Genomic DNA, 24787 nt, shown 5'->3' with positions numbered 1-24787 from the left:
GTAGCATGCCTTTGTTTTCAATGCCAAAGGTAAGAGGGAATTTCACAATCTTGGTCGTACAGCCTTAATGAATCGACTGAGATAATAATCGGATTCTAAAGCGTTTTCTATTACACCTAAAGAGCTGGAAGAGTGTATGAACTGTACGCTCTCGGGTGTTGCCTCTGTGACCAAGCCTACGTGCGTAATGGTGCTGCTGCCAGGTGAGCCACCGAAAAATACCAAATCGCCGGGGCGTAAGTCCTGTGGTTTTATTGGTTCGCCCCATAGTGCCTGCTCATTGCTAGAGCGCGGTATCGTCACGTTGATGGCTGCAAAGGACATATATAGAAGGCCGGAGCAATCCATGCCTAACCGGGTGGTGCCCCCAAACTTATAGGGCGTTCCTTCGTATGATCTTGCCGTTTCAATAATAGAAGCCACCTCACGTTTCACGTTAGCTGGTACAGGCCGGCGAGCCGTGGCTCCTTTCACCACCACTTTTCGTGTGCCTGCTACAGTGGATAGCTTCGACTTCGCTTTTCTGGAAGGCGCTACGCCACGCCGGCGTTCCGTGGCCTTCATTCGGGCCATATCCCGAGCTGAGTAGTACCGGCCATTTCGGTAGTTTACTTTCTTGGCGCCGCTACATGCAGCCAGCCAGCCAAGCAGCACTATTAGTAGCAGTGGCAGCCATTGCCGCCACTGCGTCGAATGCCGTACCTTCGTAACGTGTTCCCGCATCGCTGCAAAGATAGGTGAACAGGTCATTTTGCTCCTCTATATATGGAATATCAAGTTTTAACCCCGGCGCTGCTAGGCCAGTTTGAGGCTATTGTAGGAGAGGCTCATGTGCTCACAGCGCTTCGGGTAGAGGCGGAGGTGTACGCCGACTATGGACGCGACCATACCGAAGACCTCCACTTCGCGCCGGATGTAGTGGTGCGTCCGGCTAACGCAGAAGAAGTAAGTCAGATTGTGCGCCTGTGCCATGAGCACCGCATTCCTGTAACGCCCCGGGGTGCCGGTACTGGCCTATCAGGAGGGGCGTTGCCCATTCATAACGGGGTAGTGATAAGTACCGAGCGCCTCAACCGGATCATTGAAATAGATGAGCGCAACCTGCAGGCCATTGTAGAGCCCGGCGTAGTAACAGAAGTGTTTCAGAATGCCGTAAAAGAAGTAGGCCTGTTTTACCCGCCTGACCCGGCTAGCAAAGGCAGCTGCTTTCTAGGGGGCAACCTGAGCGAAAGCAGTGGTGGGCCCAAGGCCGTGAAATACGGCGTGACAAAGGATTATGTCCTCAATATGCAGGTAGTGCTGCCTACCGGAGACATCATCTGGACCGGGGCCAATACACTCAAAAATGCTACGGGTTATAACCTTACTCAATTGATGATTGGGTCTGAGGGGACCTTGGGCATCATCACGCGTATTGTCTTCAAATTGCTGCCGTATCCGCAGCAAAACATTCTCTTGCTGGCGCCTTTCCGCAATGAAAGTGAGGCAGCCACAGCCGTATCGGCTATTTTTCGGGCAGGCATCGTTCCTTCTGGCCTGGAGTTCATGGAGCGGGAAGCCATTGAGTGGTCATCGCGCTACCTCAATATTCCGCTTAGCCTACCCACCGATATTCGGGCGCACCTCCTGATAGAACTTGATGGCCAGGATCTGGACCAACTTTACAAAGAGGCAGAGGCAGTGTACGCCGTACTGGAAAAGTACGATGTCGATGAGATTTTGCTAGCCGATACAGCGGCCCAAAAAGATGACCTCTGGCGCATCCGGCGCAATATTGGCAATGCGGTGCGCTATAATTCCGTGTACAAGGAAGAGGATACCGTTGTGCCCCGCGCGGAACTGGCTACGCTGCTACAAGGCGTAAAAGAAATCGGGCAGCGCTATGGTTTCAACTCCGTTTGCTACGGCCACGCCGGTGACGGCAACCTGCACGTAAATATCATCCGTGGCGACTTGGATGATGAGATGTGGCATACTGGCCTACAAGAGCCTATCAAAGAAATTTTTCAGCTATGCGTGCGTCTTGGCGGTACCATTTCCGGCGAGCATGGGATAGGCCTAGTACAGAAACCATACATCGGAATTGCCATTGGAGAAGTGCAGTTGAACCTTATGCGAGGTATCAAGCAGGTTTTCGATCCGCACGGCATTATGAACCCTGGCAAGATTTTTTAATTCTTCATTTGGCGTTCTAGGCCAGTCAAGTAAAAATCAAGTAAAAAAGGCCGCTCTGTTAGAAGCGGCCTTTTTTACTTGACTGGCCTACGAGCTAGGCCTACTGTTGTTCTCCCTTTAATTTATCTTCTCCACCATAAGGGGCGCCGGCGGTAATATCTCCACGTAGGCCACCCTGCGAAATCCCTGGGTCACTGTTAGGCTGCTGCGACGTAGTCGTATTTTCTTGAGCAGAAACTTGGGAGCCGGTGGCTGGCTGGCCATTACCGGTAATAACGGATGCTTGCTCGCCCACCGGGCCAGATACCTCGTTTACTTTGGCAATGTACTGGCGACGGGCCTCGTCCTGATCTACACCTTTATACTTGCTCCAGGCATCCCACTGCGCTTGCGAAAGGCCTTTGGGTCCGTCGGGGTTGTCGGGCATGTCATCACCTACATCCTCCCGCTTGGCATCGTGGTCACCATCGGTGGCTTGTTTGTAGAGGCCATATAAATCGGTCATATGAGCAGCGGCCTGGTCGCCGGGTAGATTATCTACACGGGATACAGCCGCCTCAAATTCTTGTTGCAGACTCATTTTATCTTGTAAGTTCATGGCAGTGGTGATAGTGAGGAGGTTTCTGATAGCTTTACTAACGTGGCACGGCTTTGGTTGCGAGCGGCGGCCGTAGTTTTTCAGAACGTTAGTCCTGATAGTTCGTACTTTTGCCCGCCCTATGTGTGGAATTACTGGAGTATTCGCCTTTACTGATGCAGGTCGCAACTCGCTGGCCTCTTTGCACGCCTCAACCGACGCCATCATCAGCCGTGGCCCCGATTCGCAGGGGCATTTCGTCTATGATCGGTGTGGCCTAGGCTTTCGCCGTCTCGCCATTCTTGATCTTACCGCCGACGGCAATCAGCCGATGACTGATGAGTCAGGACGCTATACCATTGTGTTCAATGGTGAAATATTTAACTTCAAGGAGCTGCGCCAGAAGCTGATCAGCAAAGGCCACACCTTCCATTCCCAGACCGATACAGAGGTCATTCTGCGCCTTTATATTTCGGAAGGCCGGAATTTCATCAAAAAGCTCAACGGTTTCTTTGGCTTTGCCATCTACGATAAGGAAGAAGACTCCATATTCATCGCCCGCGACCGAATGGGGGAGAAGCCTCTCCTGATCTACCGCGACGAGGACAAGCTGCTGTTTGCCTCCGAAATGAAGTCGTTACTGGCTCTGGGCATTCCGCGCAAGCTGGATTATGTTGCCCTGAGCCATTACCTGCAGCTCAACTATATACCGGGTCCTGCAACCATCTTTAAAGGCGTAAAGAAATTACTGCCTGGCCATTACCTGTACATAAAGGGTAAAAAAGTAGTCCGCAAGCGCTGGTATAAGATTCCTTACGATCCTAAAAAGATCGAAAAGAATAAGCTAACCTATGAGCAGCAGCAGAAGAAGCTCGTTGACCTGCTCGATGATGCTACTGCCCGCCGTCTGGTAGCGGATGTGCCACTGGGTGCCTTCCTGAGCGGCGGCATCGATTCCTCCGTAATCGTAGCGCTTGCCTCACGCCATACGCCCCACCTGAATACCTTCAGCATTGGCTACCGCGACGAGCCTTTCTTCGATGAGACGAAGTACGCCAAACTGGTAGCAGAGCGGTATAAAACCAATCACACCGTTTTCTCGCTTACTAACCAGGATCTGTACGACCATATCTTTGATGTGCTGAACTACATCGATGAGCCTTTCGCCGATTCCTCGGCACTGGCGGTGTATATCCTCAGCAAACGTACCCGCGAGAAGGCAACCGTTGCCCTCTCCGGCGACGGCGCCGATGAGTTGTTCGGCGGCTATAACAAGCATATGGGTGAATTCCAGGTGCGGCAGGGAGGCTTCAAAGCTGAGGCAGTAACCGGTCTGAACCTGCTGTGGGACGTGCTGCCTAAGTCGCGCAACTCGTTCTTTGGTAATAAAATCCGCCAGTTTCAGCGCTTCTCGCGCGGTATGCTGAGCGGCCCCAAAGACCGTTATTGGGACTGGGCCTCGTTTGCCTCAGAGAAGGACTCGCGCAATCTGCTCAGTGCTGCTTCCCGCCGTAAAGTGGGCAAGAAGCTCGCCGATAAGCGCCGCAAAGATCTCCTCGAAGATCTGCACGCTGATGGCGACCTGAACGAAGTACTGCTGGCCGACACCAAAATTGTACTGCCCTACGACATGCTCACCAAGGTTGACCTGATGAGCATGGCCAACTCCTTGGAAGTTCGCCCGCCCTTCCTCGATCCGAACGTGGTGAATTTCGCCTTTTCCATCCCCGTCGAAAGCAAAATCGATGCGAAGATGAAGAAGAAGATTGTGCAGGATGCTTTCCGCCCCATGCTGCCGGAAGAACTCTACAAGCGTCCGAAGCACGGGTTTGAAGTGCCCTTGCTCAAGTGGTTTCGTGGCGAACTACGTCCGCTCATTGAGGATGATCTGCTTTCTGATGCTTTCATCGAAGCACAAGGAGTCTTCGATGTGTCAGCTATCCGCGCTCTGAAGACGCAGCTTTTCTCCCGTAGCCCCGGCGATGTGCATGCCCGTATATGGGCTCTCATTGTCTTCCAGTGGTGGTGGAAAAAGTGGATGGTGGCCTAATAAAAAACCTTGTAATATAACAAACAGACTTTTCTTTTTCATATGAAAATAGCAGTCGTAGGTACCGGGTATGTAGGCCTAGTTACAGGCACCTGTTTCGCAGAAGTAGGTATAGATGTTACGTGCATAGATATCGATCAGAAAAAGATTGATAATCTGCACAAGGGCATCCTCCCTATTTACGAGCCTGGCCTAGAGGAACTGGTGTCACGCAACGTAGCCGCAGGACGCTTGAAGTTCTCTACTAATATTGGAGAAGCCATCGAAGATTGTGATGTGGCCTTCATCGCTGTTGGTACTCCTCCCGGTGAAGATGGATCCGCCGATCTAAAGTATGTTTTGGCTGTTGCGCGTAGCATTGGCGAGAACATGAACAGCTACGGCGTTATCGTAACTAAGAGCACTGTTCCAGTAGGTACGGCAGCCAAAGTGCGAAAAGAGATTGAAGATGCCTTGGCTAAACGTGGCGAAAACGTTGAGTTTGATGTAGCCTCAAACCCGGAGTTCCTAAAGGAAGGTGCGGCTATCGATGACTTCCTCAAGCCTGACCGCATTGTTGTGGGTATTTCTTCAGAGCGTGCAGAAGAGGTAATGAGCCGCTTGTATAAGCCGTTTCTGCTCAATGGCCACCCGATTATCTTTATGGATATTCCTTCGGCTGAAATGACGAAGTACGCAGCCAACTCCATGCTGGCTACGAAAATCTCGTTCATGAACGACATTGCTAATCTCTGCGAGATTATGGGTGCCGATGTAAATATGGTCCGTAAGGGTATTGGCTCCGATGCCCGAATCGGCACCAAGTTCATCTACCCAGGCATAGGATACGGTGGCTCCTGCTTTCCTAAAGATGTAAAAGCGCTCATCAAGACTGCTGCTGAGAACGGTTACCAAATGCAGGTGCTGCAAGCCGTGGAGGGCGTTAACGAAGCACAGAAAGAAGTGCTTTTCAGTAAAGTGAAGAAGCATTTTGGCGATGACTTGAAAGGTAAGAAGATGGCTATTTGGGGCCTCTCTTTCAAGCCTAAGACCGACGATATGCGTGAAGCTCCTTCCTTGGTTATTATTGAGAAACTTTTGGCTGAGGGCTGCACAGTTTCGGCTTATGACCCGGTCGCAATGCCAGAGGCCAAGCACACCCTCGGCGACAGTATCACCTATTCAAAAGATCAGTTCGACGCCTTGGTTGATGCTGATGCGCTGTTGGTGGTAACAGAATGGCCCGAATTCCGCTCTCCCTCTTTTGAGGTAGTAGGACGTCTGTTAAAAGAGAAAGTTATTTTCGATGGTCGTAACATCTATGACCCCACCGAAATGAAGGAAGCAGGCTTTGCTTATCATTGCATCGGTATCCGGACTGCTCACCACGAACCAGCACAGGCTTAAACGGGCGTGTCCGCAACCCGACTTGCTTTATAGAGTAAGCGGGTACGGATTCGTCGTTTGACTTTTCATCTGTTTCCAGCTAGCCTGCTCGAGAGCGGCTTTTCCCTCAAGCATTCAATTTATGTCAGATAAAAAACGCGTTTTAATCACCGGTGGCGCCGGCTTTCTAGGCTCCCACCTCTGTGACCGGTTCTTGGCCGAGGGCTACCATGTCATTGCTATGGATAACCTCATTACTGGAGACCTAGCCAACATTGAGCATCTGTTTGGCAAAGAGGACTTCGAGTTTCACCATGCCGACGTGTCGAAGTTTGTGTTCGTACCCGGCAAGCTGGACTACATTCTGCACTTCGCTTCACCCGCTTCGCCAATCGATTATCTGAAAATTCCTATTCAGACGCTAAAAGTCGGTTCATTGGGCACACACAACCTACTAGGCTTGGCTCGTGTGAAAGGAGCTCGTATGCTGATTGCCAGCACCTCAGAAGTATATGGCGACCCCGAAATTCACCCACAGGTAGAAGAGTATTTCGGAAATGTAAATCCCGTAGGCCCCCGTGGCTGCTACGATGAGGCCAAGCGTTTCCAAGAGGCCATTACAATGGCTTATCATAACCATCACGGTTTGGAAACCCGCATCGTGCGGATTTTCAACACTTATGGCCCGCGCATGCGCCTTAATGACGGCCGTGTATTGCCAGCATTCTTAAGCCAAGCCTTACGCGGAGAGAACCTGACCGTATTCGGCGACGGTTCGCAGACCCGATCATTCTGTTATGTCGATGACCTCGTGGAAGGCATTTATCGCCTATTGCTGAGCGACTATGCCCTGCCCGTGAACGTTGGTAACCCCGATGAAATCACCATTAAGGAGTTCGGTGAAGAAATTGCCAAGCTCATGAACGTCGAATTCAAGCCGACTTACCAAGAACTGCCCCAAAACGACCCGATGAAGCGTAAGCCAGACATTACTAAGGCTCGCGAAATTTTGGGCTGGGAGCCTAAGGTTGACCGCGCTGAGGGGCTGCGTCGCACACTTGAGTACTTTAAAGAGCACGTACAGGGTGTAGCTACTGGTCAAGTAAACAATACTCCTCGTACATTTTAAGTTATAAAAGCAATAACAAAAAAGTCGGGTGCCTTAGGTACTCGGCTTTTTTGTTATTTGAGAAAGAGGTTAATTCTAGAATATGTTAAGTCCAGATGAAGAAGCCTTATTTGTTTGACTTTCCTAGAGTAGGTAACCATAATATCGGTTACATTTCAATAGCAGAAGTTTCAACTGGACTCCCTTTTCAGGTAAAGCGAGTATTTTGGACGTATCACACGCCAGAAAGTATTGTGCGGGGACGACATGCGCACCATCAGACAGCCCAGATTTTAGTTGCTGTGTCTGGCCGTATCGTAGTTTTAACGGAAATGCCCAATGGGGAATTACAGACCTTTGTGCTTGATCGTCCTGACATAGGAGTGTATTTGCCACCTTATTGCTGGCATACGATGCAATATTCTCAGAATGCGGTGCAAATGGCTCTAGCTTCCACAGAGTACACCGCCGACGACTATATACGTGACTACGCAAAGTTCAAAAAGTCATGAATGCATTAGAGAAGCTAATAGATCAACGAGCTGATTTACTTCCGTTCTATTCTCCTTATCATTTCCTGGTTAGCTTGCCAGATAGGAAAAATCTGAAACAGAATGAGCTAGATCAAGTAGCTAACTTTGGCACTAGGCCAGAGGAGCATTGCTGGGCAAGCACAAGTGGTTGTTACTTCTTATACAAAACCTTAGCCTGGGATACAGAATTCTTTGCTAAGCCTATGGCTCGTTTAAAGGCGGTGTTGTTTAAATCTGGCACGCAACTCGTCAACGATGCTCGGCAGTTTAATGCGCATCTACAAGCAAGCGGCATACGCCATTGTATTGTTGAAATTCCGCCCGAGGATATCAGAGTGTTGCAGGCGCTAAGCCAGGTGGGGTGGGTACTCGTGGAAACTCGGTTACAATACGTGCATGACCGACTTGCGCACCTTATGCCTACTCGTTATGCAGTTCGCAAGGCTACTACTGAAGACGAACCTATTGTACGTCGCGTAGCACAGCAAAATGGAAACCCATTCGACCGGTTCCATGCAGACCCTTTCTTCTCACCTAAACAAGCTGATGCTTTTCTTGGAGCCTACGCCGCTGCTGCAGTAAACGGATATTGTGATGAAGTATTAGTGCCACATGAAGATGAGTTACTACTTGATAGTTTTTTAGCTATCCAATATCAGCAACCGCGGGACCAGGAGTTTGGTTGGAAAATAGGCCGGTTGGTGTTGCTAGCCGTAGGAGCACAAAATCGAGGGTGGGGGCGTAAACTATTCTCAGAAGGACTACACAGAGCTAAGGCGCAAGGGGTAGACGCGATTTTATTGACTACGCAGGCTACCAATCGAGCAGTCATGCGCAACGCAGATATCCTTGGGTTTCAATTAGGAGCTGTCACCCATGTGCTCACTTGGCGCACGTGCTAGCCCGGCATACATCGCTAGTCCTGCTTGAGGAAGATACATTACCATGTATCTTGCATTGGTTATGCCGAAGCTATCCATCATTATTCCTTGCTATTACAACGAGGTAAATATTCCAGTAACTGGGGCGGAGCTTATAGCAAATGAAGCGCTATTTCCCTCCGAGGTGAGCTTTGAGTACGTATTTGTGGATGATGGTTCTGGTGACAATACTGTAAAAGCACTTTATGCTTTGCGCCAGCAATATCCCAATCGTGTTTGCGTAATAGAGCTGGCGAGTAATGTGGGTGCCTACAACGCCGTAGTGGCCGGAATCGAGTATGCCACCGGCGACTGCTTAGCTGTGCTTACCGCTGACTTGCAAGATCCGCCAGCCTTGTTAGCCGAGATGTATGCCTATTGGCGCCAAGGTATACGGCTGGTCATCGGAAACCGTCAGGACCGGCCTGAGACCGGGACGCAGCGTTTAATGGCTACCACTTTTCATTGGCTGATGAAGCGCTTCGCTTTGCGTAATGTGCCATCGGGAGGTTTTGACTTCGTGTTATTCGACCGGCAAGTGGCTAGGGAAGTTCTGAACATGCGAGAGCGCAACAGTAATGTCTTCTATCTCATGCTATGGCTCGGCTATCCCTACGTGAATATTCCGTATGTGCGGCGCCCACGCCAGCTAGGCCAGTCTCGCTGGACTCTCTCAAAGCGTGTTAAGCTTTTCGTCGATTCCTTCGTTTCCTTTTCCTTCCTTCCTATCCGACTGATTTCCTTAACTGGCATATTGCTAGGTACGCTGGCGCTGCTCTATGGAACTTACATAATAGGTCTACGCCTGCTTGGCGGATCAGAGCCGGCTGGTTGGTCCTCACTCATGGTGGTAGTGCTCTTCGTTTCGGCCTTTCAAATGCTGGCCCTTGGCGTTATCGGTGAATACGTGTGGAGAGGCCTAGACGCAGCTCGCAATAGGCCTTTGTACGTAGTGAAGGAAGTGAGTGAACCACTAGCCTAATAAGATAAGCAAAAAACTTAGTAGCATCCTCTATGCATATACCTTTTCTCTCCTTTTCAGGACAACATAACCTTATCCAGGAAGAAGTACTCGCGGCCATGGCACGCGTGTATGAGAGTCAGTCGTACGTGCTTGGTCAAGAAGTAAAGCAGTTCGAAGGGGCCTACGCAGCATTCAGCCAAGTTCACCACTGTGTAGGAGTCGCCAACGGCTTAGATGCTTTGCAGTTGTCTTTACGGGTATTGAACATAGGGCCTGGCGACGAGGTTATTGTGCCTAGTAATACTTATATCGCCACTTGGCTTGCAGTATCGCATGTAGGTGCCACGATAGTTCCCGTTGAGCCAGATGTTGATACGTATAATATATCTTCAAAACTTATAGAAGAGGCAATCACTTCCCGAACTAAAGCCATCATACCCGTGCATTTATACGGACAGGCGTGTGAGATGGGACCTATAATGGAAATAGCGCAACGATTCGGTTTATCAGTAGTAGAGGACAATGCACAAGCTCACGGAGCAACATACCAAGGGCAACTTACTGGGAGCTTTGGGCATATAAATGCTACCAGCTTTTATCCTGGAAAAAACTTAGGTGCTCTAGGCGACGCTGGTGCTGTAACTACCAATAATGATGGTTTGGCTGAGAGTATTCGTACGTTGCGTAACTATGGCTCAACTCATAAATATTACAATGAGCATATTGGCTATAATTCTCGGCTTGATGAATTACAAGCGGCTGTTTTAAGTGTAAAGCTGCCAATGCTTACCAAGTGGACGCATGATCGGCAGCAGGTGGCTAAGTTATATCAGAAACAATTAACTGGCATAGCTGATCTCAAACTGCCAAGCATTGCTGCTGAAGCAACGCATGTATACCACATATATGTGGTATGTACAAAGCGTCGTGGTGAATTGCAAAAGCATCTGACACATAATGGTATAGGTACCTTAATCCATTATCCATTACCACCGCACTTGCAGAAGGCTTACAGTTATATGAACTTCCGGCGGAGCGATTTTCCAATTGCGGAAGAGTTAGCTGACACGTGTCTAAGTCTACCTATGTGGCCTGGTCTGTCGGAAGAAGATATAAATATTGTATGTGAAACAATTAAGGAGTTTTTTAATTCATAACCACGAACTGCAGCATCCATAGCTAAATTGTCAATTATCATTCCCTATTATTTTAATAAGGGTAATAGGTGAGGTGGTCTAGGCAGGATGGACAGAAGAAGGACGTATATTTCTTATGTAATGACAGCAAAAACGAACGGAGCGTCGCCCAACGGCGTAAATACGACGAGGCCTTTAAGGCGGAAGCCCTGCGCCTAGCTAGCGAGAGCCGCAGCACGCAGGCCGCGGCGCGGCAGCTGGGAATCAGCCCCAAGCTGCTCTACCGCTGGCAGCAGGCCTAGGTAGTGGCTGAAGTAAGTAGCGAAGTAGTGGCGCGCGACTTGGAGGTGCGCGGTCAACAAATGGCTGGCGCAGGAGCTAGATATTTTAAAAAGGCCTTGGTCATCTTCGGCCAGCCGACCCCGTGAGCACCTACCAGTACATTGTGCAGCGCGCAGGCCAAGTGCCTGTACACCAGCTCTGCCAGGGCCTGTGCATATCCCCAGACGCCTACTCAGCCTGGCAACGTCGCCAGCAGGTGTCAATGGTCGAGTCAGCCTGGCAAGTCGCGGTGCGCGAAGTATTTATCTACCACAGCCAACGCTACAGCACGTGCCGACTGCATGCCTATGGTCATGCAGTCGGCCGCTGGCGCATCCGCCGCGTGCTCCACGGCCTTCGAGGCCAGCAACCGTGATCATTCGTGCCGCGCACCACCGATTCCGACCCAGCCGTGCGCGCCGCCCCCAACCACCTGCTGGGCAAATCGGTCCCCACTGTCTCGAACTAGGTGTGAGTTAGCGACATCACGTATTTGCCCCAGCAAGGCGGCAGCTGGCTCTACTTAGACGTGTGGCTGGGCCGCTGTTCGCGTAAAATTGTCGGCTAGGACGTGAGTGATGCGATGTTCGAAGACTTGGTCAACGAGGCTCTACGGCGCACCCTGGTCGTGCGCCAGTCCTGTTGTACACTCCGACCAGGGCAGTCTGTACACGGCCACCCGATTCATTAAGAAAATAATACTGGTGCACATCCGAGCGCGTAGCAACCACCTCGAAATGCTGGCGGTGCAATGTCCGCACACGCTCAGTGTTACGCTCGGTGGCATGCAGGCTTTTTTTGCGGCGTCCCCCTCTTCATCGAGCACGCGCCTAACCACGCCGATGCTCATGCGCCGCCCTGTTTCGATCTACAGGGCGGCGCACAACTCTAGTAGGGGATATCGGCCTGCCGGTCAAATAAGGCCACCAACTTGCCCACAAAGGCTAAGCTCATGCAAAAGAGTGCAGCCACCTGCATCTGCTGGGCACCTAGCTTGGTCAGCGCCTACGCCACGCGCTGACGCAAATTCATGGAATACGCTTGCATGCATCCGCCTACGCACACCGGGCAGCAGCTACACTGTCTGTGAATCTGCTATAATTAGGGTAAGCTATTGAGTTCGTCATTTATGAATGTTGGGATTTGACGGATACATTAGCCTTCGCTATGAATGCAAGAGAAAAGGCCCCTTACTTATTTCCCTTGGTATGGTTTCCTCATAGTATCGCCTCATTGCTTATCTTTGCAGGCTAAGATTTTCAGCCCTGATGCTATTTAGTTATTCAAACAGCCTTTTAATAGGCTGGTTTGTAGAGCAGCCTCTCAAACAGACCTAAAACGGTTTTCTGTATAACTCAATGCCTAAGTGAGAAGTAGACTGTAATGTCAATTAATTGAATATGGCAAAAGGGGTAGTATTTCGTTCTCTGGATAGCATCCGATTTTATCTGACCCCACAAGAAAAGCGGAAGGCAATAGTTATGCTGCTTTTGTTATTACTGGCTTCCATTCTTGATGTATTTGGCCTCGCCTCTTTAGTACCAGTAATTATGGCAGCTTCCCGGCCCGGGTCGGTGCTGCAAAATAAGTATAGCCTTTGGCTGTATAATACACTGAGTTTCTCGACTGAGAAAAACTTTCTAATATTTCTGATTATTACAGTTTTTATTTTATTCTTAATTAAGAACGTCTTCTCAACATTAATTAGTTATCAGCAGGTTAAATTCACCGCGCATATTGCTTTAACTGTTATTGCCAGTCAGTTCCAAAAGCACATTAACCTGCCTTACTTGCGGTTTAATGAGGTAGGCTCGCCTAAGCTAATGAACAGCACGCTGAATGTGCCAAATGCCTTTGTCAATGGTATAATTCGACAATTATTTATCTTTTTTTCCGAGCTGATCATTGTGGCACTTGTTATTGCCGGCATGCTAATCTACCAGCCCATTCTGTTCGTGATTCTAGGGGTAGTACTAGTGCCCAGCATGATGCTGATTTATCGGCTGCTGCGTAACCGTTCGCAGCGTGTGGGCGTTGCTCTATCGGAGTTGCGACCCTTCTCTTACGGAGCACTGGTAGAATCCTTTATTGGCTTTATCGAGTTACGCTTGGCGGGCAAGCAGCGTAAGTTTAAACAGCGCCTTCTCAACAATCAAGAAGAAATTCAAGATCTGGAAGCTGATGCCTACCTCTACTCTTTAATTCCGCAACGCCTCATTGAGATGGTCGCCATTTCAGCTGTCGTCACTATTTTCCTCTACTCACTACTTTTTGCCGACAACCCAGCCAGCTTGATTACGACTATTGGGTTGTTTGCCGCAGCCGCCTACCGCTTGATGCCCTCTATGAACCGTCTGTTGACAGCTGTAGTAACGCTTAAGCAGAACCAGTATGTCATTGACGATCTTCTCTCGATGCGGGAGTATCTGCAAGCCCCAGAGCCTGTTCAGCAGCCCCTTGAATTTAAAAAGTCAATTTCCTTCAACCGTGTTTCGTTTTCATTCCCCGGAAGCGAAAAACCAGTGCTGGACAACATCTCCTTCATGGTCAACAAAGGAGAAAAGATAGGTTTTATCGGTAGCTCCGGCTCTGGTAAGACTACTCTAATGAACCTGCTGCTTCGCTTCTACACAGAGGGCAAGGGCAGTATTAAAGTAGATGAAGCGGCTCTTTCACCGGCTAACCTGGCGGCTTGGTATGAGTTAGTTGGCTACGTTAAACAAGATACTTTCCTAATGGAAGCATCCATTGGTGATAACATCACCCTGCGCGACGAGCAGGTTGATTCCGAACGGATGCAGTATGCCCTCGAGCAGGCTTCACTCATGGACTTCGTGGCCAAGTTGCCCGAAGGATTAAATACTTCTATTGGGGAGCGAGGGTCCCGGCTATCTGGTGGGCAGCGTCAGCGCATTGGCATTGCCCGCGCTTTGTACAAGCAGGCCGAGGTACTGGTACTGGATGAGGCAACCAGTGCCTTAGATAATGAAACTGAGCGGGAGGTAAGTGAAGCCATCAGCAAGTTGTCGCACACGAATATTACCATCTTCATCATTGCTCACCGGCTTACTACCCTACGGGAGTGCGACCGGATTTATGAGCTGCGCAACGGCCAGATAGTGGCCGAGCACCAGTACGAAAACCTGATGCGTACCCTTGCTTAACCGCATTGAGATCCGCTTCAAATCTATTTTACCTACATGAGCATCAACGTCACGAAGCCGTATTTACCGCCACTGCAAGAATACATTGGCTACTTGGAGGGAATATGGGAGCGGGGCTGGCTGACCAATAACGGGCCGTTGGTACAGCAGCTCGAAACCGAGTTGAGCGCCGCGCTCAGCGGTGGCCTCGTGCAGTTCATGTCCAATGGCACCATTGCCTTGCAAGTGGCGATTAAAGCCCTAGATTTGACGGGTGAAATTATTACCACGCCTTTTTCCTACGTAGCCACTACCACCGCTATTTTATGGGAAGGCTGCGAGCCGGTTTTCGTGGACATTGAAGAGCAGAGCTTTTGCATTGATGCCACCAAGATTGAGGCCGCTATTACGCCACGCACCTCGGCTATTCTAGCCACGCACGTATACGGCTATCCCTGCGACGTGTTGGCTATTGAGGACATTGCCCGGCGGCATAACCTGAAGGTAATTTATGATGGGGCCCATGCTTTTGGCGTAACAGTGCACGGTCGGTCGCTGCTTACCTACGGCGACATTACCACTTGTAGCTTTCACGCCACCAAGTTGTTTCATACCAGTGAAGGTGGAGCCATTATTACGACCAGTGAGGAACTGGCCAAAAAGGTATGGCTCTACAAATCGTTTGGTCACATTGGCGACGAATACTTTTTCCTGGGCGTAAACGGCAAGAATTCCGAGTTTCATGCCGCCATGGGCCTGTGCAACCTGCCGCGGGTGCCTGAGTTTATTGCGGCCCGCCGGCAGGTGGCTGAGCTGTACCAGGCGGAACTGGCTTCCCTGAACCTGCGCTACCCAGTAACCCCACCGGCTACGGAGTATAACTACTCTTACTTCCCCATCATCCTTGAAAGTGAGGAGCAAATGCAACGGGTAAAAGACATGCTGGCTGCGCACGATATCAACACGCGTCGCTACTTCTTTCCGTCGCTCAACAAGCTGCCTTATCACACAGGCGCAGACTGCCCGGTTTCGGAAGATATTTCCCTGCGTGTACTGTGCTTGCCGTTCTACCAGCAACTGGAGCACGATGAGGTACGGCGCATCAGCCAGCTGATCAGAAAGGCACTAGCGTAGGCCTTCGCTTTGCTGACGCAGCCAAGAGCTGCCATTTACGCGTGCCCGGAACGATATAGAGTTGCCAGTTTGCGCCAATAATCTGTTCTTCCTCACTTCTTATGTCCACTCTTCCAACCACACAAGAAACTGCACCCCGGCGTACAGTTGCTATTATGCAGCCGTATATTTTTCCTTACCTGGGTTATTTTCAGTTGATAGCAGCGGCTGACCGGTTTGTGGTCTACGACGATGTGCAGTTTATTAAAGGCGGGTGGATTAATCGTAACCGGTTGCTGGTTAACGGTCAGCCTTTCCTCTTTACCATTCCATTGGATGCGCCGAGCCCTAATCGGCTGATCCGTGACATTGTCTTGAATACCAAAACTCCCTGGCGGGTCAAGCTGCTGCAGACTATTGCCCAGAGCTACCGCCGGGCCCCGCATTTCGAGCTGGCTTACGATCTGATTGAGCGGGTTCTCCATTATCCTCAGGCACATACCGTGGCTGACCTGGTACGGGTAAGCCTTACGGAGATTATTGCCTATCTGCATCTACCAGTTGAACTGATTCCAACTTCCGCCTGCTACAATAATCAGCACTTGCGAAGCCAAGAGAGGGTACTTGATATCTGCCGACGGGAGGAGGCCACCAACTACGTAAATGCCCAGGGCGGCCGGGAGCTATACGACCACGAAACTTTTGCGGCGCACGGCATGCGGCTGCATTTTCTGCAGCCGGAGCTGCACCCTTACCGGCAGCTTGGTAAGGGCGAGTTTGTGCCTGGCCTTTCCATAATAGACATTCTGATGAACAACTCGGTAGCTGAGACGGCGGAGTTGTTGCGTAGATATCATCTCACGCAGTAACAACCTAGCTGAAATGAGTAACCCAACTGCTGCGGCATCCATTGGAGGCTTTTTTGAGATAGAGCTGCCCATTGGCCCGGTCAGCCCCCACGCGCGGGCTTGGGCTGCTCTGGCCAGCGGACGAGCCTGCTTGGCCGTACTGGCCGGCCAGTTGCGGCCTTCTAGGGTGTGGGTACCATTTTACATCTGCGACTCGGTGCTGCAAGCTCTGGAACAGGCGCAAGTACCCTATAGCTTCTATGCCCTTACGGAAGAGTTAGAATTGGAGGCCCCGGTGGAGCTATCCGACGGTGAATATATTCTCTACGTAAACTATTTCGGCTTAAAAACCACCTACACCGCAACGTTAGCGCGGCGCTATGGGGCCCGGTTGCTACTGGATTTAACCCAGGCTTTTTTTGAGGAGCCTGCCCCGGGGGTGTGGGGCTTTAACTCCGCCCGCAAGTTTTTTGGCGTTCCAGATGGGGCGTATCTGTACGCTCCGGCGCCAATGCCCCCTGTTACGCTGCCCTCAAACCAAGCCATTAGCCTAACGCACCTTGTGGAACGGCAGGCAGGCCACCAGGCCGCCGCCTACGCCGCCTACAGCCAGTACGAAGAGCAGCTTAGCTATGCCCCCCAGGGAATGTCGGCGGTAAGTCAGAGCTGGCTTTCGTGGTTGGATTACGCCAGTATTGCCCGAAAGCGGCAAGCCAACTATGCTTTGTACCGGCAGTTGCTGGCACCTGTGCTGCAAAGCGGCGTGGCCCGCGAGTGGCTGCCGCTGGAGGCGGGCAGCATTCCGTTTTGCTACCCACTCCGGCTAACCCGGCCCGTGGCAGATCGAAGTCAGCTTTTTGAACACCAGATCTTTGTGCCCTGGCTGTGGCCGGAAATGCGCCAGCGCCCCGGGGCATTCGTCCGAGAAAAAACCTTTGTGGACGGTGTACTGGCCTTGCCTCTCGACCACCGGTCCGGTCCGGCTGAGCTGAGCCGCGTTGCGGAGCAAGTGCTTAGATTGCTGCAGGGCGAAAGCTGAAAATATACCATTGTGCCGGTTGCTAGAAGGCCACCGGGTTTACTTTTTCCAACCAACCTACTACTATGAACATCCTGGGACGTAAAGTTATCATCCGGGCCGTTGAAGAGGCCGATCTGCCGCAGCTGCATAAGTGGGCTAACGACCCGGAAATCTGGCACACGCTGGGCGGGTGGCACTTCCCAAGCTCATTTGACTACCAGAAAAAGTGGTTTGATGGCATCAAGAATGACCACCTTAACCAGCGGTTTGCCGTGGAAACGGAAGATCTGGGGCTGATCGGGACCGTGAACCTGGTGGATATTGACTGGAAAAATAACCATGCTTTTACCGGCCTGCAGCTCGGCGACAAGGACATTCGGGGCAAGGGCTACGGCGTCGACATCTTTATGGCTATTGCCCGTTATGCCTTTGAAGAACTGCACTTAGCCCGGCTTGATGGTACTGTAATTGAGTACAACCAGGTTGCCTACAATATGATTACCCGCAAGTGCGGCTGGAAGGAAGAGGGCCGTCGGCGTAACTGGTACTTCCGCAACAACCGCTACTGGGACCGGATTGAAGTGGGGCTTACCCGGGAAGACTACTTTGCGCTGATTGAGCAAAATAACTACTGGCAGGATGATAAAAGTTAGTGTTTGCACTATCACCTATAATCACGGTCCCTACATCGCTCAAACCATTGAGGGGGTGCTGGAGCAACGGTGCCCGGAACTGGAAATTGAGATGATCATCGGCGACGATGTCTCGAGTGACAACACGCGGGAGATTGTCGCCGATTATGCCCGGCGCTTTCCGGACAACATCAAGCCGCTATTCCATGAAAAGAACCTGGGCCCGGGTGCTAACACCCGGGCCTGCATGGCGGCCTGTACCGGTAAGTACATTGCCGCGCTGGAAGGGGATGATTACTGGACTGACCCCCAAAAGCTGCTCCTACAAGTAGAGGCTTTGGAGGCTCGCCCGGACTGTGGAATGAGCTTCCATGACGCAGATACCTTCAACAGCACCGATGGAAGTATCGAATGGACTTTCGGCGAAGAGTTCCCCCATATCTTGCCCCCCGCCGGCTCGGCCCCTAAGACTTACAGCCAACTGGATTTTGCCCGGTATGGCTGGTTTGTTCCGACAGCCTCTATGCTCTTCCGGACAGCCAGCCTACCCTTACCCTTGCCTGACTGGTTTGAGGGAGTGTACAGCGGAGATTATACGTTGCAACTGCTCAGCACCAAATACGGCCCGGCTATTTACCTACCCCGGGTAATGTCACGCTACCGCATTCACCATACTGGGCTTGGCAATATCATGGCGCAGTCGGCGGATAAGTTTAAGCGCCGGATTTTTGAGGCCAAAATGTTTCAGGAACACGTCTTCAGGCCTAAGGACAAGAAGCACGCAGATATATATCTGGCTATGCAATACAAAGGGTACGCTCGGTATCTTCTCAGCCAAGGCCAGCGCTGGGAGCCGTTGCTCTACAGGGCGAAAGGATTGTTTTATGACCGCCAGCGCTTAGCGGTGTATCTGGAACGCCGGCTCCAGCAAGCCAATACCTCGCAAAATTAGCGGGGAGACAGAATCTGCCGGTAGGGTGCGATGCCCCTACATACTACTCATTGTCCTGTTTTGACTGCCATGATAAATGCTAACCTGGTAAGCGTCGTTATTCCCAGCTACAACTATAGCGCCTATATTTCCGACGCTATTAACAGCATCAAGGCGCAGACCTATCCGCACTGGGAAATCATTGTAGTTGATGATGGGTCGAAGGATAATACGGCGGAAGTAGTAGCTCGTTACACGGCGCAGGACAACCGGATAAAATATCATTACCAGCAAAATCAGGGACTGTCGGCCGCGCGCAATACTGGAATTTCGCTTGCGCAGGGTGCCTATATACAGTTGCTGGACGCGGATGATTATATCAGCAAGCGCAAACTGGAAATTCAGGTGGGCCTACTGGAGCAGCAGCCAGACGTTGCTTTGGTGTACGCTGATACATACATCTATACCCACTCCGACGACCTCACCGTACCGCGAAACTTCCGGCAGTTTCACCTGACTATGCCACCCATATCGGCTCAGGGAGTAAACCTAGCCATGCATATGGCTCTGGACAATATCTTCCTAGTGGGGAGTCCACTGTTCAGGCGCAGCATGGCCGTAGCCGCCGGCCCCTTTGACAAAACGCTGTTTTCCCTGGAAGACTGGCACTTCTGGTACCGGGCTGTGCTGCAGAATCAGAAATTTGTGTACGATAATCGGGAGGGAACCGAGTTCTATGTGCGTACACACGGCAACAATATGACGGGTAACCGTTATAAGATGTGGAAGTACAAGATTCAGGCCCGCCAAGCGCTAATTCTGCTGATGGAGGGTGTAGTGCAGTCGGGCGCAGGTATGGGTCCGGTACTGCGGCCTGTGCTGGCCCGGCAGAAGGCATACCTGTATGAGGAGCAGGCGCGCTATAATCTGCTGTACGAAAACTTAGGCGCGGGCATTGTTAATCATTTCCGATACCTAGTGCATGGCGACAAGCCCTTGCGTATCTGGTACGATAGCGCCTACTGGCTGAAAGAACGGCTGCTGGGCCGTAACAGAAAGACGGCTTAGCAGCCCTTAATTCAGGCTAATGGTGGCCTGGTGGCCTGGTGACCATGAGGGGCAGGGAGGAGTGACAACCAAATAAGAGGTAGTTCTGTATGGGGATACTCTCGCCCCATACCCAATGCCCCTAATAATTTACAAGGTGAGCTCCCATGATTAAACGGCTAAAAAGCTATTACCTGCTGGCGGACGGAGCGGTGTTCTCGTTTTTCCAATTAGTACCAGAATCTGTCATCCGGACTAAGCAAGGACGAGTAAAGCTCCATAACTGGCGAGGTCTTATTAAGCTGTGGTTCATCAATCGGAAGGTCAGATTGCCTAAAGGTCCGGTATACCTCACCGTCCATAGCTCCTATCGGGGCTACTACCACTGGCTGCTGGAGAGCATACCTAAGCTTTTAGAAGCCAAGCGTGCAGCTTTGAATTTTACCTTGCTGCTACCTGCTTCTTATACCGAAGTTTTTTACGCGGATACTCTACGAATACTAGGAGTAGAGCGGGTAGAGCGGCTACTGCCCGATACGGTTTATTACGTTCCGCAAGGTATCCTGCCGTACTCGGTGGAAACTATGGGGAATTATTCGTTGTCGGCACTACAGGAGTTGAAAACCACCGTGCTGGCAGCTACCGCTACGGTAGCCCCCACAGTGGCGCCGCGCTTGTACATTAGTCGGCGTAAAGCTTCCCGCCGCAAGGTCCTTAACGAGGCAGAAGTAGAGCAAGTACTGGCCGCTTTCGGCTTTACTATTCTTTGTTTTGAAGACTATACCTTTGCAGAGCAGGTGCAGCTGTGTTCCAATGTGCAGATGCTGGTAGGCCTTCATGGTGCGGGCTTGTCTAACATGGTGTTTTTGCAGGAAGGGGCGACTGTGGTCGAGTTTCGAAAATTTGACAACGGAGAAAATTACTTTTTTCAGCAACTGGCTGGCACGCTGCAGTATACTTACCACCTGTTGTATTGCACGGCCGCAGATGAGCAGCAGCAAGTGCAAGACGCCGACATTTGGGTAGATGTGGATGCCCTTCGGGCTGTTCTGGCTCAGCACTCAGTTTAAATGCAAAGAGAAATACTTCGCGAGGAACCGGCAGCGGCCAAGGTTTCCGTCCTGATTCCGGCCTACAATGCTGCGGCCTACATTGAGAAAACCCTAGATTCGGTTCTGGCCCAAACCTGGCCTAATTTGGAATTAATCATAGTAGATGACGGCTCAAAGGATGACACCCTGGCTAAGGCGCGCCGTTACGCCAGTCCGACAGTACAAGTAATTGCCCAGCCAAATGCTGGGGCCAGTGCGTCCCGCAACCAGGCCTTTGCCGCTGCTACCGGCGAATACATCCAGTATCTGGATGCCGACGACCTGCTGCACCCCAACAAAATTCAGGCGCAGATGGAATGCTTGCGCCAAAAGTCAGGGGTGAAGATTTCCTCCTCAGCTTGGGCTATGTTCTACCACGAGCCTAACGAGCAAGACTTGCGGCCCACTGTGCTCTGGCGCGACTACACAGATCCAGTAGAGTGGCTTCTCGACGCGTGGGAGAACGGAGTCTGGATGCAGCCCTCCGCTTGGCTAACGCACCGCACATTAATTGCCGCTGCCGGCCCTTGGGATGAGCGTATTTCCCTGCACGACGACGGAGAATTTTTCAGCCGGGTACTATTACAGGCTCATGAAATCATCTTTTGCCAAGAAGCAAAGTCTTTCTACCGCAAAGGTATATCCGACTCATTGAGTAGCATACGGAGCGAAAAGGCCACCTTATCCCATCTGGCAGTATGCCAAGCTTACGAAACAGCGCTGTTGGCTTATCAGGATACGCCGCGTACCCGGCGGGCTTGCGCCAACAATTACCAGCGCTTTATCTATGAGTATTACCCCCACTATGCGGAAGCCCGGCAACTAGCTGCCGCCCGGGTGCGAGCACTGGGAGGAAGTACAGCTCCGCCTCCTAGCACTCCGATGTTTCACCTGCTGGATAAGGTAGTCGGCTGGCAGATGTCGAAACGATTGCAGAATTTTGTGTACTACTATCGGCTGAACCCTGCTTCCTGGATAGCCCATAAATCGAAGTAACCTGCCGAACGCGTATGTGCAAAGTTTCCGTAGTGCTGCCCGTTTATAACGTATCAGCCTATATAAAAGCCACTGTTGAAAGTTTGCTCAGCCAGACTTTTGAAGATTTCGAGCTGCTAATCCTGGATGATTGCTCTGCGGACGACACCGTGGCCCAAATCCGCTCGTTCACCGATCCTCGAATTCGGCTACTGCTTAACCCGCATAACATGGGGAGAGCTGGCACCGATAATACCGCTCTGGCCTACGTGCGCGGGGAGTACATTGCCAAGATGGATGGGGACGACATTTGCCATCCGGAACGCCTAGCCCGGCAGGTAGCCTACTTAGATCAGCACCCGGAAATCAATGTAGTGGGAAGCTTTATGCAAAACTTCGAGGCCAGCACGTACTTAAACCGCTACCCGGCACATCCCGCTGATGCACAAGTGCTGACCTTGTTTACCCTGCCAACGGGTAATCCATCCTCGATGATGCGCACTAGTCTATTCTTGCAACAAGGTATGCGTTACGATGCTACCCTGCGACAAACAGAAGACTATGACTTTTGCGCCCGCTACATTCGGCAACTGCAAATTGCTACCATACAAGAAGCATTGATACAATATAGGGTTCCCCTAAATGCCCATAAAAAAAATATTTTACGGGAACGAGCTGAAGTCTCGGATGTGGTACGAGAAGGAATACTTCGCGAGTGGAACTTAAAATTCTCAGAAAGAGAACTACAGATATATAATCTGACTGCTATGCTGGGCCGGCCATTGCATGATATCCGTTTAGAAGAAATATCTACTTGGTTTCAAAAGCTTTTGCAGCACAATGAGCAGGTTCCACTGTTCGATATGCTGGCCCTCAAGCGTGGACTAGGAGAACGATGGTTTGAAGTGTGCTATGCTTATACACAGCCTAATTTTGGCAGTGTGCGGACCTATTATAAAAGCCCTTTTGCTTCTTACGGACCAATATCAGTTCGTAAGCGAGCCAAAATGTGGATGCAATCTTTGAGGAGGTTAAAGTAATAATTGTTAAGCACAATTTATACGATACTATATTAAAGTATAAATTTGTTGATTTAAAATAATTATCTGCAGATTTTTAATTAATATAACTAATAAAAAGGTGTTTTTAATCGAATTATAGTACCTAAATTTGAATACTTATAAGTTTATTTATATAATTTAACAATTTGTCAAAAGTCGTATGTCCTTTGTTTCGCGTAGCCGATCGGCACTTCTAGGTACCGTATCCTCTCAGGCATTTACCATTATTGGTATGCTTGTATCTATTGTTAGTACACCCTTGATGGTGCGATACCTAGATAAAGAAGAGTATGGGCTATCCATTCTTTTTTTCCAGGTGATTGGATATTTGGCATTATTCGACTTCGGATTTGGCCCAGCTGTAATCCAGCAGTTTGCGCTTCACCGCGGAGATGATGAGCATAATCAGCTCATGATCAATCGAATTATGAGTACGGGAGTTTATGCTTTCTTGGCGTTAGGCCTTCTTGTCTCTCTTATTGGCTTTTTCTGCGCTCCCTTTGTTCCGGGCATGTACCATTTACGAGCAGATTTGGCCGAGGTTGCCGTACCGATTGTGTTTACTTTAAGCGTAGTTATGGGCGCGCAGTTTTTGCAACGCGGGCTAGGCGGAATATTCTACGCGCATCATCGTCAGACTCTCATCGGCACTACTTCGTTTATCGTCAACATTTCCGGAACGATCCTTTCTATTGTCTTACTTTCGCAAGGGGTTGGGCTCTGGGCGTTCGTATATTCTAATATATTTCAGGTTTTTACCACTCTGCTGGTGCAAGTTATTTTACTACGTCGTTATTATCCTAAGCTGAAAATAGCTCGAATTCACTTTGACAAGCCATTGCTAAAATTGTTATTTAGCAATGGTCGATTTATGTTTTTGCATGGGTTGGCTACCCAAATTATTTTAAATACTGACCGGCTGGTTATTGGTAAAGTAGTTTCACTAGCGGCAGTAACCATATTTTCCATTACAGTGCGCATTCCGGAAGTAGGATTGAGCTTGCTGAGCCGGGTGACAGAAAATGCCACCCCCGCTGTGATGGAGATTGTGACCCATGAGTCAAGCGACCGCGCCCGGGAGCAGTACCGCCGCGTACTACTGTTAACCAGTACGCTTGGTACGCTAGCTTTCTGGCTGATTCTATGCTTTAACCAGTGGTTTATTACGCTCTGGGTGGGTCCCAGCTTTTTTGCCAGTAATCTGGTGCTGAGTCTGGCCCTAGTTCTGATGGTGCAGCAGACCATCGTACGCTCCATGTCCTTCTTTTTATATGCTAAGGGCAACAGTCGTCAGCTGAGCCTGATGAGCCTCTTCGAGGCAGGCCTCAACATTGCCCTGTCGGTGTTTCTGGGCCAGCAGATCGGTCTGCCGGGGGTGTTGGTGGGCACTCTGATTGCTTCTTCGCTTACCTCCAGTTGGTATACTCCCTACTTGCTGAAAAAATACCTAGCCATTCCGCTGCATGATTCTTGGTCATCCATATTAGTACCGGCCGCGGGGATCAGTGTTGCGGGAGGAGTAGTGTATATGTTCGTAAAATGGATGCAGGTAGTGCTTCCCAACACAGTGCTGGTATTTGGCCTGCTGGGGTGCTTGGCCGGTGTTCTGCTGGCCGGATTTACTTGGCTTATGTTTCTGCGGCATCCTTTCGGGCCGTATGTACCCGCCCGGCTGCAGCGCATATTGTTGGTTGTTCCGTCGTCCTAAGCTTTCCAGTTCGGATACTGTTTTTCTGGGTCTTCCTGCTACCAACCCAGCTGCTACGCTAATTTCAC

General features: G+C 50.6%; 22 protein-coding genes. 20 read left to right on the top strand and 2 right to left on the bottom strand.

The features are described 5' to 3' along the window. Positions 1 to 42: 42 nt before the first annotated feature. A complete protein-coding gene (locus CFT68_RS22265; protein WP_262490717.1) occupies positions 43 to 564 on the bottom strand; it encodes a C40 family peptidase in 522 nt (173 codons plus the stop codon). Positions 565 to 765: 201 nt separating this feature from the next. Between CFT68_RS22265 and CFT68_RS10175 the strand changes: the two genes are divergently transcribed. Next, entirely contained in the window at positions 766 to 2175 is a 1410-nt protein-coding gene (locus CFT68_RS10175) for an FAD-binding oxidoreductase (RefSeq protein WP_088843314.1), read from the top strand. A 100-nt stretch (positions 2176 to 2275) separates the two neighbouring features. Here the strand turns inward: CFT68_RS10175 and CFT68_RS10170 are convergent, their stop codons facing one another. Further along, entirely contained in the window at positions 2276 to 2755 is a 480-nt protein-coding gene (locus CFT68_RS10170) for an acyl-CoA-binding protein (protein ID WP_170934760.1), read from the bottom strand. A 139-nt stretch (positions 2756 to 2894) separates the two neighbouring features. Here CFT68_RS10170 and asnB point away from each other — a divergent pair, with 139 nt between their 5' ends. The 19 genes from asnB to CFT68_RS10070 all read left to right on the top strand — a co-directional run bounded on the left by asnB (position 2895) and on the right by CFT68_RS10070 (position 24719). Next, the gene (gene asnB, locus CFT68_RS10165) at positions 2895 to 4802 is read left to right on the top strand and encodes an asparagine synthase (glutamine-hydrolyzing) (protein WP_088843313.1); all 1908 of its coding nucleotides are present in this window, start codon (positions 2895 to 2897) and stop codon (positions 4800 to 4802) included. Between the two features lie 42 nt (positions 4803 to 4844). Further along, positions 4845 to 6188 (top strand): UDP-glucose dehydrogenase family protein, encoded by a 1344-nt coding sequence (locus tag CFT68_RS10160; protein WP_088843312.1) that lies wholly within the window; start codon positions 4845 to 4847, stop codon positions 6186 to 6188. 121 nt (positions 6189 to 6309) lie between these two features. Then, a complete protein-coding gene (locus tag CFT68_RS10155; RefSeq protein ID WP_088843311.1) occupies positions 6310 to 7296 on the top strand; it encodes a UDP-glucuronic acid decarboxylase family protein in 987 nt (328 codons plus the stop codon). 95 nt (positions 7297 to 7391) lie between these two features. Beyond that, positions 7392 to 7787 (top strand): sugar 3,4-ketoisomerase, encoded by a 396-nt coding sequence (locus CFT68_RS22415; protein WP_088843310.1) that lies wholly within the window; start codon positions 7392 to 7394, stop codon positions 7785 to 7787. Further along, positions 7784 to 8710, top strand: a complete 927-nt coding sequence (locus tag CFT68_RS10145) for a GNAT family protein (RefSeq protein ID WP_141106512.1) — start codon at positions 7784 to 7786, stop codon at positions 8708 to 8710. Before CFT68_RS22415 ends, CFT68_RS10145 begins: the two co-directional genes overlap by 4 nt. A 61-nt stretch (positions 8711 to 8771) precedes the next feature. Next, positions 8772 to 9710, top strand: a complete 939-nt coding sequence (locus CFT68_RS10140; RefSeq protein ID WP_170934759.1) for a glycosyltransferase family 2 protein — start codon at positions 8772 to 8774, stop codon at positions 9708 to 9710. Positions 9711 to 9742: 32 nt separating this feature from the next. Further along, positions 9743 to 10849 (top strand): DegT/DnrJ/EryC1/StrS family aminotransferase, encoded by a 1107-nt coding sequence (locus CFT68_RS10135; RefSeq protein ID WP_088843307.1) that lies wholly within the window; start codon positions 9743 to 9745, stop codon positions 10847 to 10849. A 68-nt stretch (positions 10850 to 10917) separates the two neighbouring features. After that, positions 10918 to 11130 carry a transposase gene (locus tag CFT68_RS22410; protein WP_088843306.1) on the top strand — a complete coding sequence of 71 codons (213 nt, stop codon included), beginning with the start codon at positions 10918 to 10920 and terminating at the stop codon, positions 11128 to 11130. A 1419-nt stretch (positions 11131 to 12549) separates the two neighbouring features. Beyond that, positions 12550 to 14313, top strand: coding sequence for an ABC transporter ATP-binding protein (locus tag CFT68_RS10120; RefSeq protein ID WP_088843304.1), 1764 nt, complete (start codon positions 12550 to 12552; stop codon positions 14311 to 14313). 36 nt (positions 14314 to 14349) lie between these two features. Then, positions 14350 to 15426, top strand: a complete 1077-nt coding sequence (locus tag CFT68_RS10115) for a DegT/DnrJ/EryC1/StrS family aminotransferase (protein WP_088843303.1) — start codon at positions 14350 to 14352, stop codon at positions 15424 to 15426. Between the two features lie 101 nt (positions 15427 to 15527). Beyond that, complete coding sequence (locus tag CFT68_RS10110; protein WP_088843302.1) at positions 15528 to 16274, top strand: WbqC family protein; 747 nt, start codon at positions 15528 to 15530, stop codon at positions 16272 to 16274. Between the two features lie 13 nt (positions 16275 to 16287). Further along, positions 16288 to 17292: an aspartate aminotransferase family protein gene (locus tag CFT68_RS10105; RefSeq protein WP_088843301.1), complete on the top strand. Its 1005-nt coding sequence runs from the start codon at positions 16288 to 16290 to the stop codon at positions 17290 to 17292. A gap of 65 nt (positions 17293 to 17357) precedes the next feature. Beyond that, entirely contained in the window at positions 17358 to 17927 is a 570-nt protein-coding gene (locus tag CFT68_RS10100) for a GNAT family N-acetyltransferase (RefSeq protein WP_088843300.1), read from the top strand. After that, complete coding sequence (locus tag CFT68_RS10095) at positions 17914 to 18858, top strand: glycosyltransferase family 2 protein (protein ID WP_088843299.1); 945 nt, start codon at positions 17914 to 17916, stop codon at positions 18856 to 18858. The genes CFT68_RS10100 and CFT68_RS10095 overlap by 14 nt, the downstream gene beginning before the upstream one ends. A gap of 69 nt (positions 18859 to 18927) precedes the next feature. Next, positions 18928 to 19905, top strand: a complete 978-nt coding sequence (locus CFT68_RS10090) for a glycosyltransferase family 2 protein (RefSeq protein WP_170934758.1) — start codon at positions 18928 to 18930, stop codon at positions 19903 to 19905. Positions 19906 to 20051: 146 nt separating this feature from the next. After that, on the top strand, positions 20052 to 20954 hold the full coding sequence (locus CFT68_RS10085; RefSeq protein WP_088843297.1) for a glycosyltransferase family 61 protein: 903 nt from the start codon (positions 20052 to 20054) through the stop codon (positions 20952 to 20954). Then, the gene (locus tag CFT68_RS10080) at positions 20955 to 21971 is read left to right on the top strand and encodes a glycosyltransferase family A protein (RefSeq protein WP_088843296.1); all 1017 of its coding nucleotides are present in this window, start codon (positions 20955 to 20957) and stop codon (positions 21969 to 21971) included. Between the two features lie 14 nt (positions 21972 to 21985). Continuing rightward, entirely contained in the window at positions 21986 to 22990 is a 1005-nt protein-coding gene (locus tag CFT68_RS10075) for a glycosyltransferase family 2 protein (protein ID WP_088843295.1), read from the top strand. Positions 22991 to 23171: 181 nt separating this feature from the next. Next, positions 23172 to 24719 (top strand): lipopolysaccharide biosynthesis protein, encoded by a 1548-nt coding sequence (locus CFT68_RS10070; RefSeq protein WP_088843294.1) that lies wholly within the window; start codon positions 23172 to 23174, stop codon positions 24717 to 24719. Positions 24720 to 24787 lie beyond the last annotated feature (68 nt).

Source organism: Hymenobacter gelipurpurascens (genome assembly GCF_900187375.1).
In the GTDB taxonomy this organism is placed as follows: Bacteria; Bacteroidota; Bacteroidia; order Cytophagales; family Hymenobacteraceae; genus Hymenobacter; species Hymenobacter gelipurpurascens.
This window is presented reverse-complemented; position numbering and strand designations above follow the sequence as displayed.

What these genes read in the sequence shown, in the direction of transcription:
- CFT68_RS22265 (WP_262490717.1), bottom strand. Translation starts at nt 564, where the DNA reads ATGAAGGCCACGGAACGCCGGCGTGGCGTAGCGCCTTCCAGAAAAGCG.
- CFT68_RS10175 (WP_088843314.1), top strand. Translation starts at nt 766, where the DNA reads ATGGAATATCAAGTTTTAACCCCGGCGCTGCTAGGCCAGTTTGAGGCT.
- CFT68_RS10170 (WP_170934760.1), bottom strand. Translation starts at nt 2,755, where the DNA reads ATGAGTCTGCAACAAGAATTTGAGGCGGCTGTATCCCGTGTAGATAAT.
- asnB (WP_088843313.1), top strand. Translation starts at nt 2,895, where the DNA reads ATGTGTGGAATTACTGGAGTATTCGCCTTTACTGATGCAGGTCGCAAC.
- CFT68_RS10160 (WP_088843312.1), top strand. Translation starts at nt 4,845, where the DNA reads ATGAAAATAGCAGTCGTAGGTACCGGGTATGTAGGCCTAGTTACAGGC.
- CFT68_RS10155 (WP_088843311.1), top strand. Translation starts at nt 6,310, where the DNA reads ATGTCAGATAAAAAACGCGTTTTAATCACCGGTGGCGCCGGCTTTCTA.
- CFT68_RS22415 (WP_088843310.1), top strand. Translation starts at nt 7,392, where the DNA reads ATGAAGAAGCCTTATTTGTTTGACTTTCCTAGAGTAGGTAACCATAAT.
- CFT68_RS10145 (WP_141106512.1), top strand. Translation starts at nt 7,784, where the DNA reads ATGAATGCATTAGAGAAGCTAATAGATCAACGAGCTGATTTACTTCCG.
- CFT68_RS10140 (WP_170934759.1), top strand. Translation starts at nt 8,772, where the DNA reads ATGCCGAAGCTATCCATCATTATTCCTTGCTATTACAACGAGGTAAAT.
- CFT68_RS10135 (WP_088843307.1), top strand. Translation starts at nt 9,743, where the DNA reads ATGCATATACCTTTTCTCTCCTTTTCAGGACAACATAACCTTATCCAG.
- CFT68_RS10120 (WP_088843304.1), top strand. Translation starts at nt 12,550, where the DNA reads ATGGCAAAAGGGGTAGTATTTCGTTCTCTGGATAGCATCCGATTTTAT.
- CFT68_RS10115 (WP_088843303.1), top strand. Translation starts at nt 14,350, where the DNA reads ATGAGCATCAACGTCACGAAGCCGTATTTACCGCCACTGCAAGAATAC.
- CFT68_RS10110 (WP_088843302.1), top strand. Translation starts at nt 15,528, where the DNA reads ATGTCCACTCTTCCAACCACACAAGAAACTGCACCCCGGCGTACAGTT.
- CFT68_RS10105 (WP_088843301.1), top strand. Translation starts at nt 16,288, where the DNA reads ATGAGTAACCCAACTGCTGCGGCATCCATTGGAGGCTTTTTTGAGATA.
- CFT68_RS10100 (WP_088843300.1), top strand. Translation starts at nt 17,358, where the DNA reads ATGAACATCCTGGGACGTAAAGTTATCATCCGGGCCGTTGAAGAGGCC.
- CFT68_RS10095 (WP_088843299.1), top strand. Translation starts at nt 17,914, where the DNA reads ATGATAAAAGTTAGTGTTTGCACTATCACCTATAATCACGGTCCCTAC.
- CFT68_RS10090 (WP_170934758.1), top strand. Translation starts at nt 18,928, where the DNA reads ATGATAAATGCTAACCTGGTAAGCGTCGTTATTCCCAGCTACAACTAT.
- CFT68_RS10085 (WP_088843297.1), top strand. Translation starts at nt 20,052, where the DNA reads ATGATTAAACGGCTAAAAAGCTATTACCTGCTGGCGGACGGAGCGGTG.
- CFT68_RS10080 (WP_088843296.1), top strand. Translation starts at nt 20,955, where the DNA reads ATGCAAAGAGAAATACTTCGCGAGGAACCGGCAGCGGCCAAGGTTTCC.
- CFT68_RS10075 (WP_088843295.1), top strand. Translation starts at nt 21,986, where the DNA reads ATGTGCAAAGTTTCCGTAGTGCTGCCCGTTTATAACGTATCAGCCTAT.
- CFT68_RS10070 (WP_088843294.1), top strand. Translation starts at nt 23,172, where the DNA reads ATGTCCTTTGTTTCGCGTAGCCGATCGGCACTTCTAGGTACCGTATCC.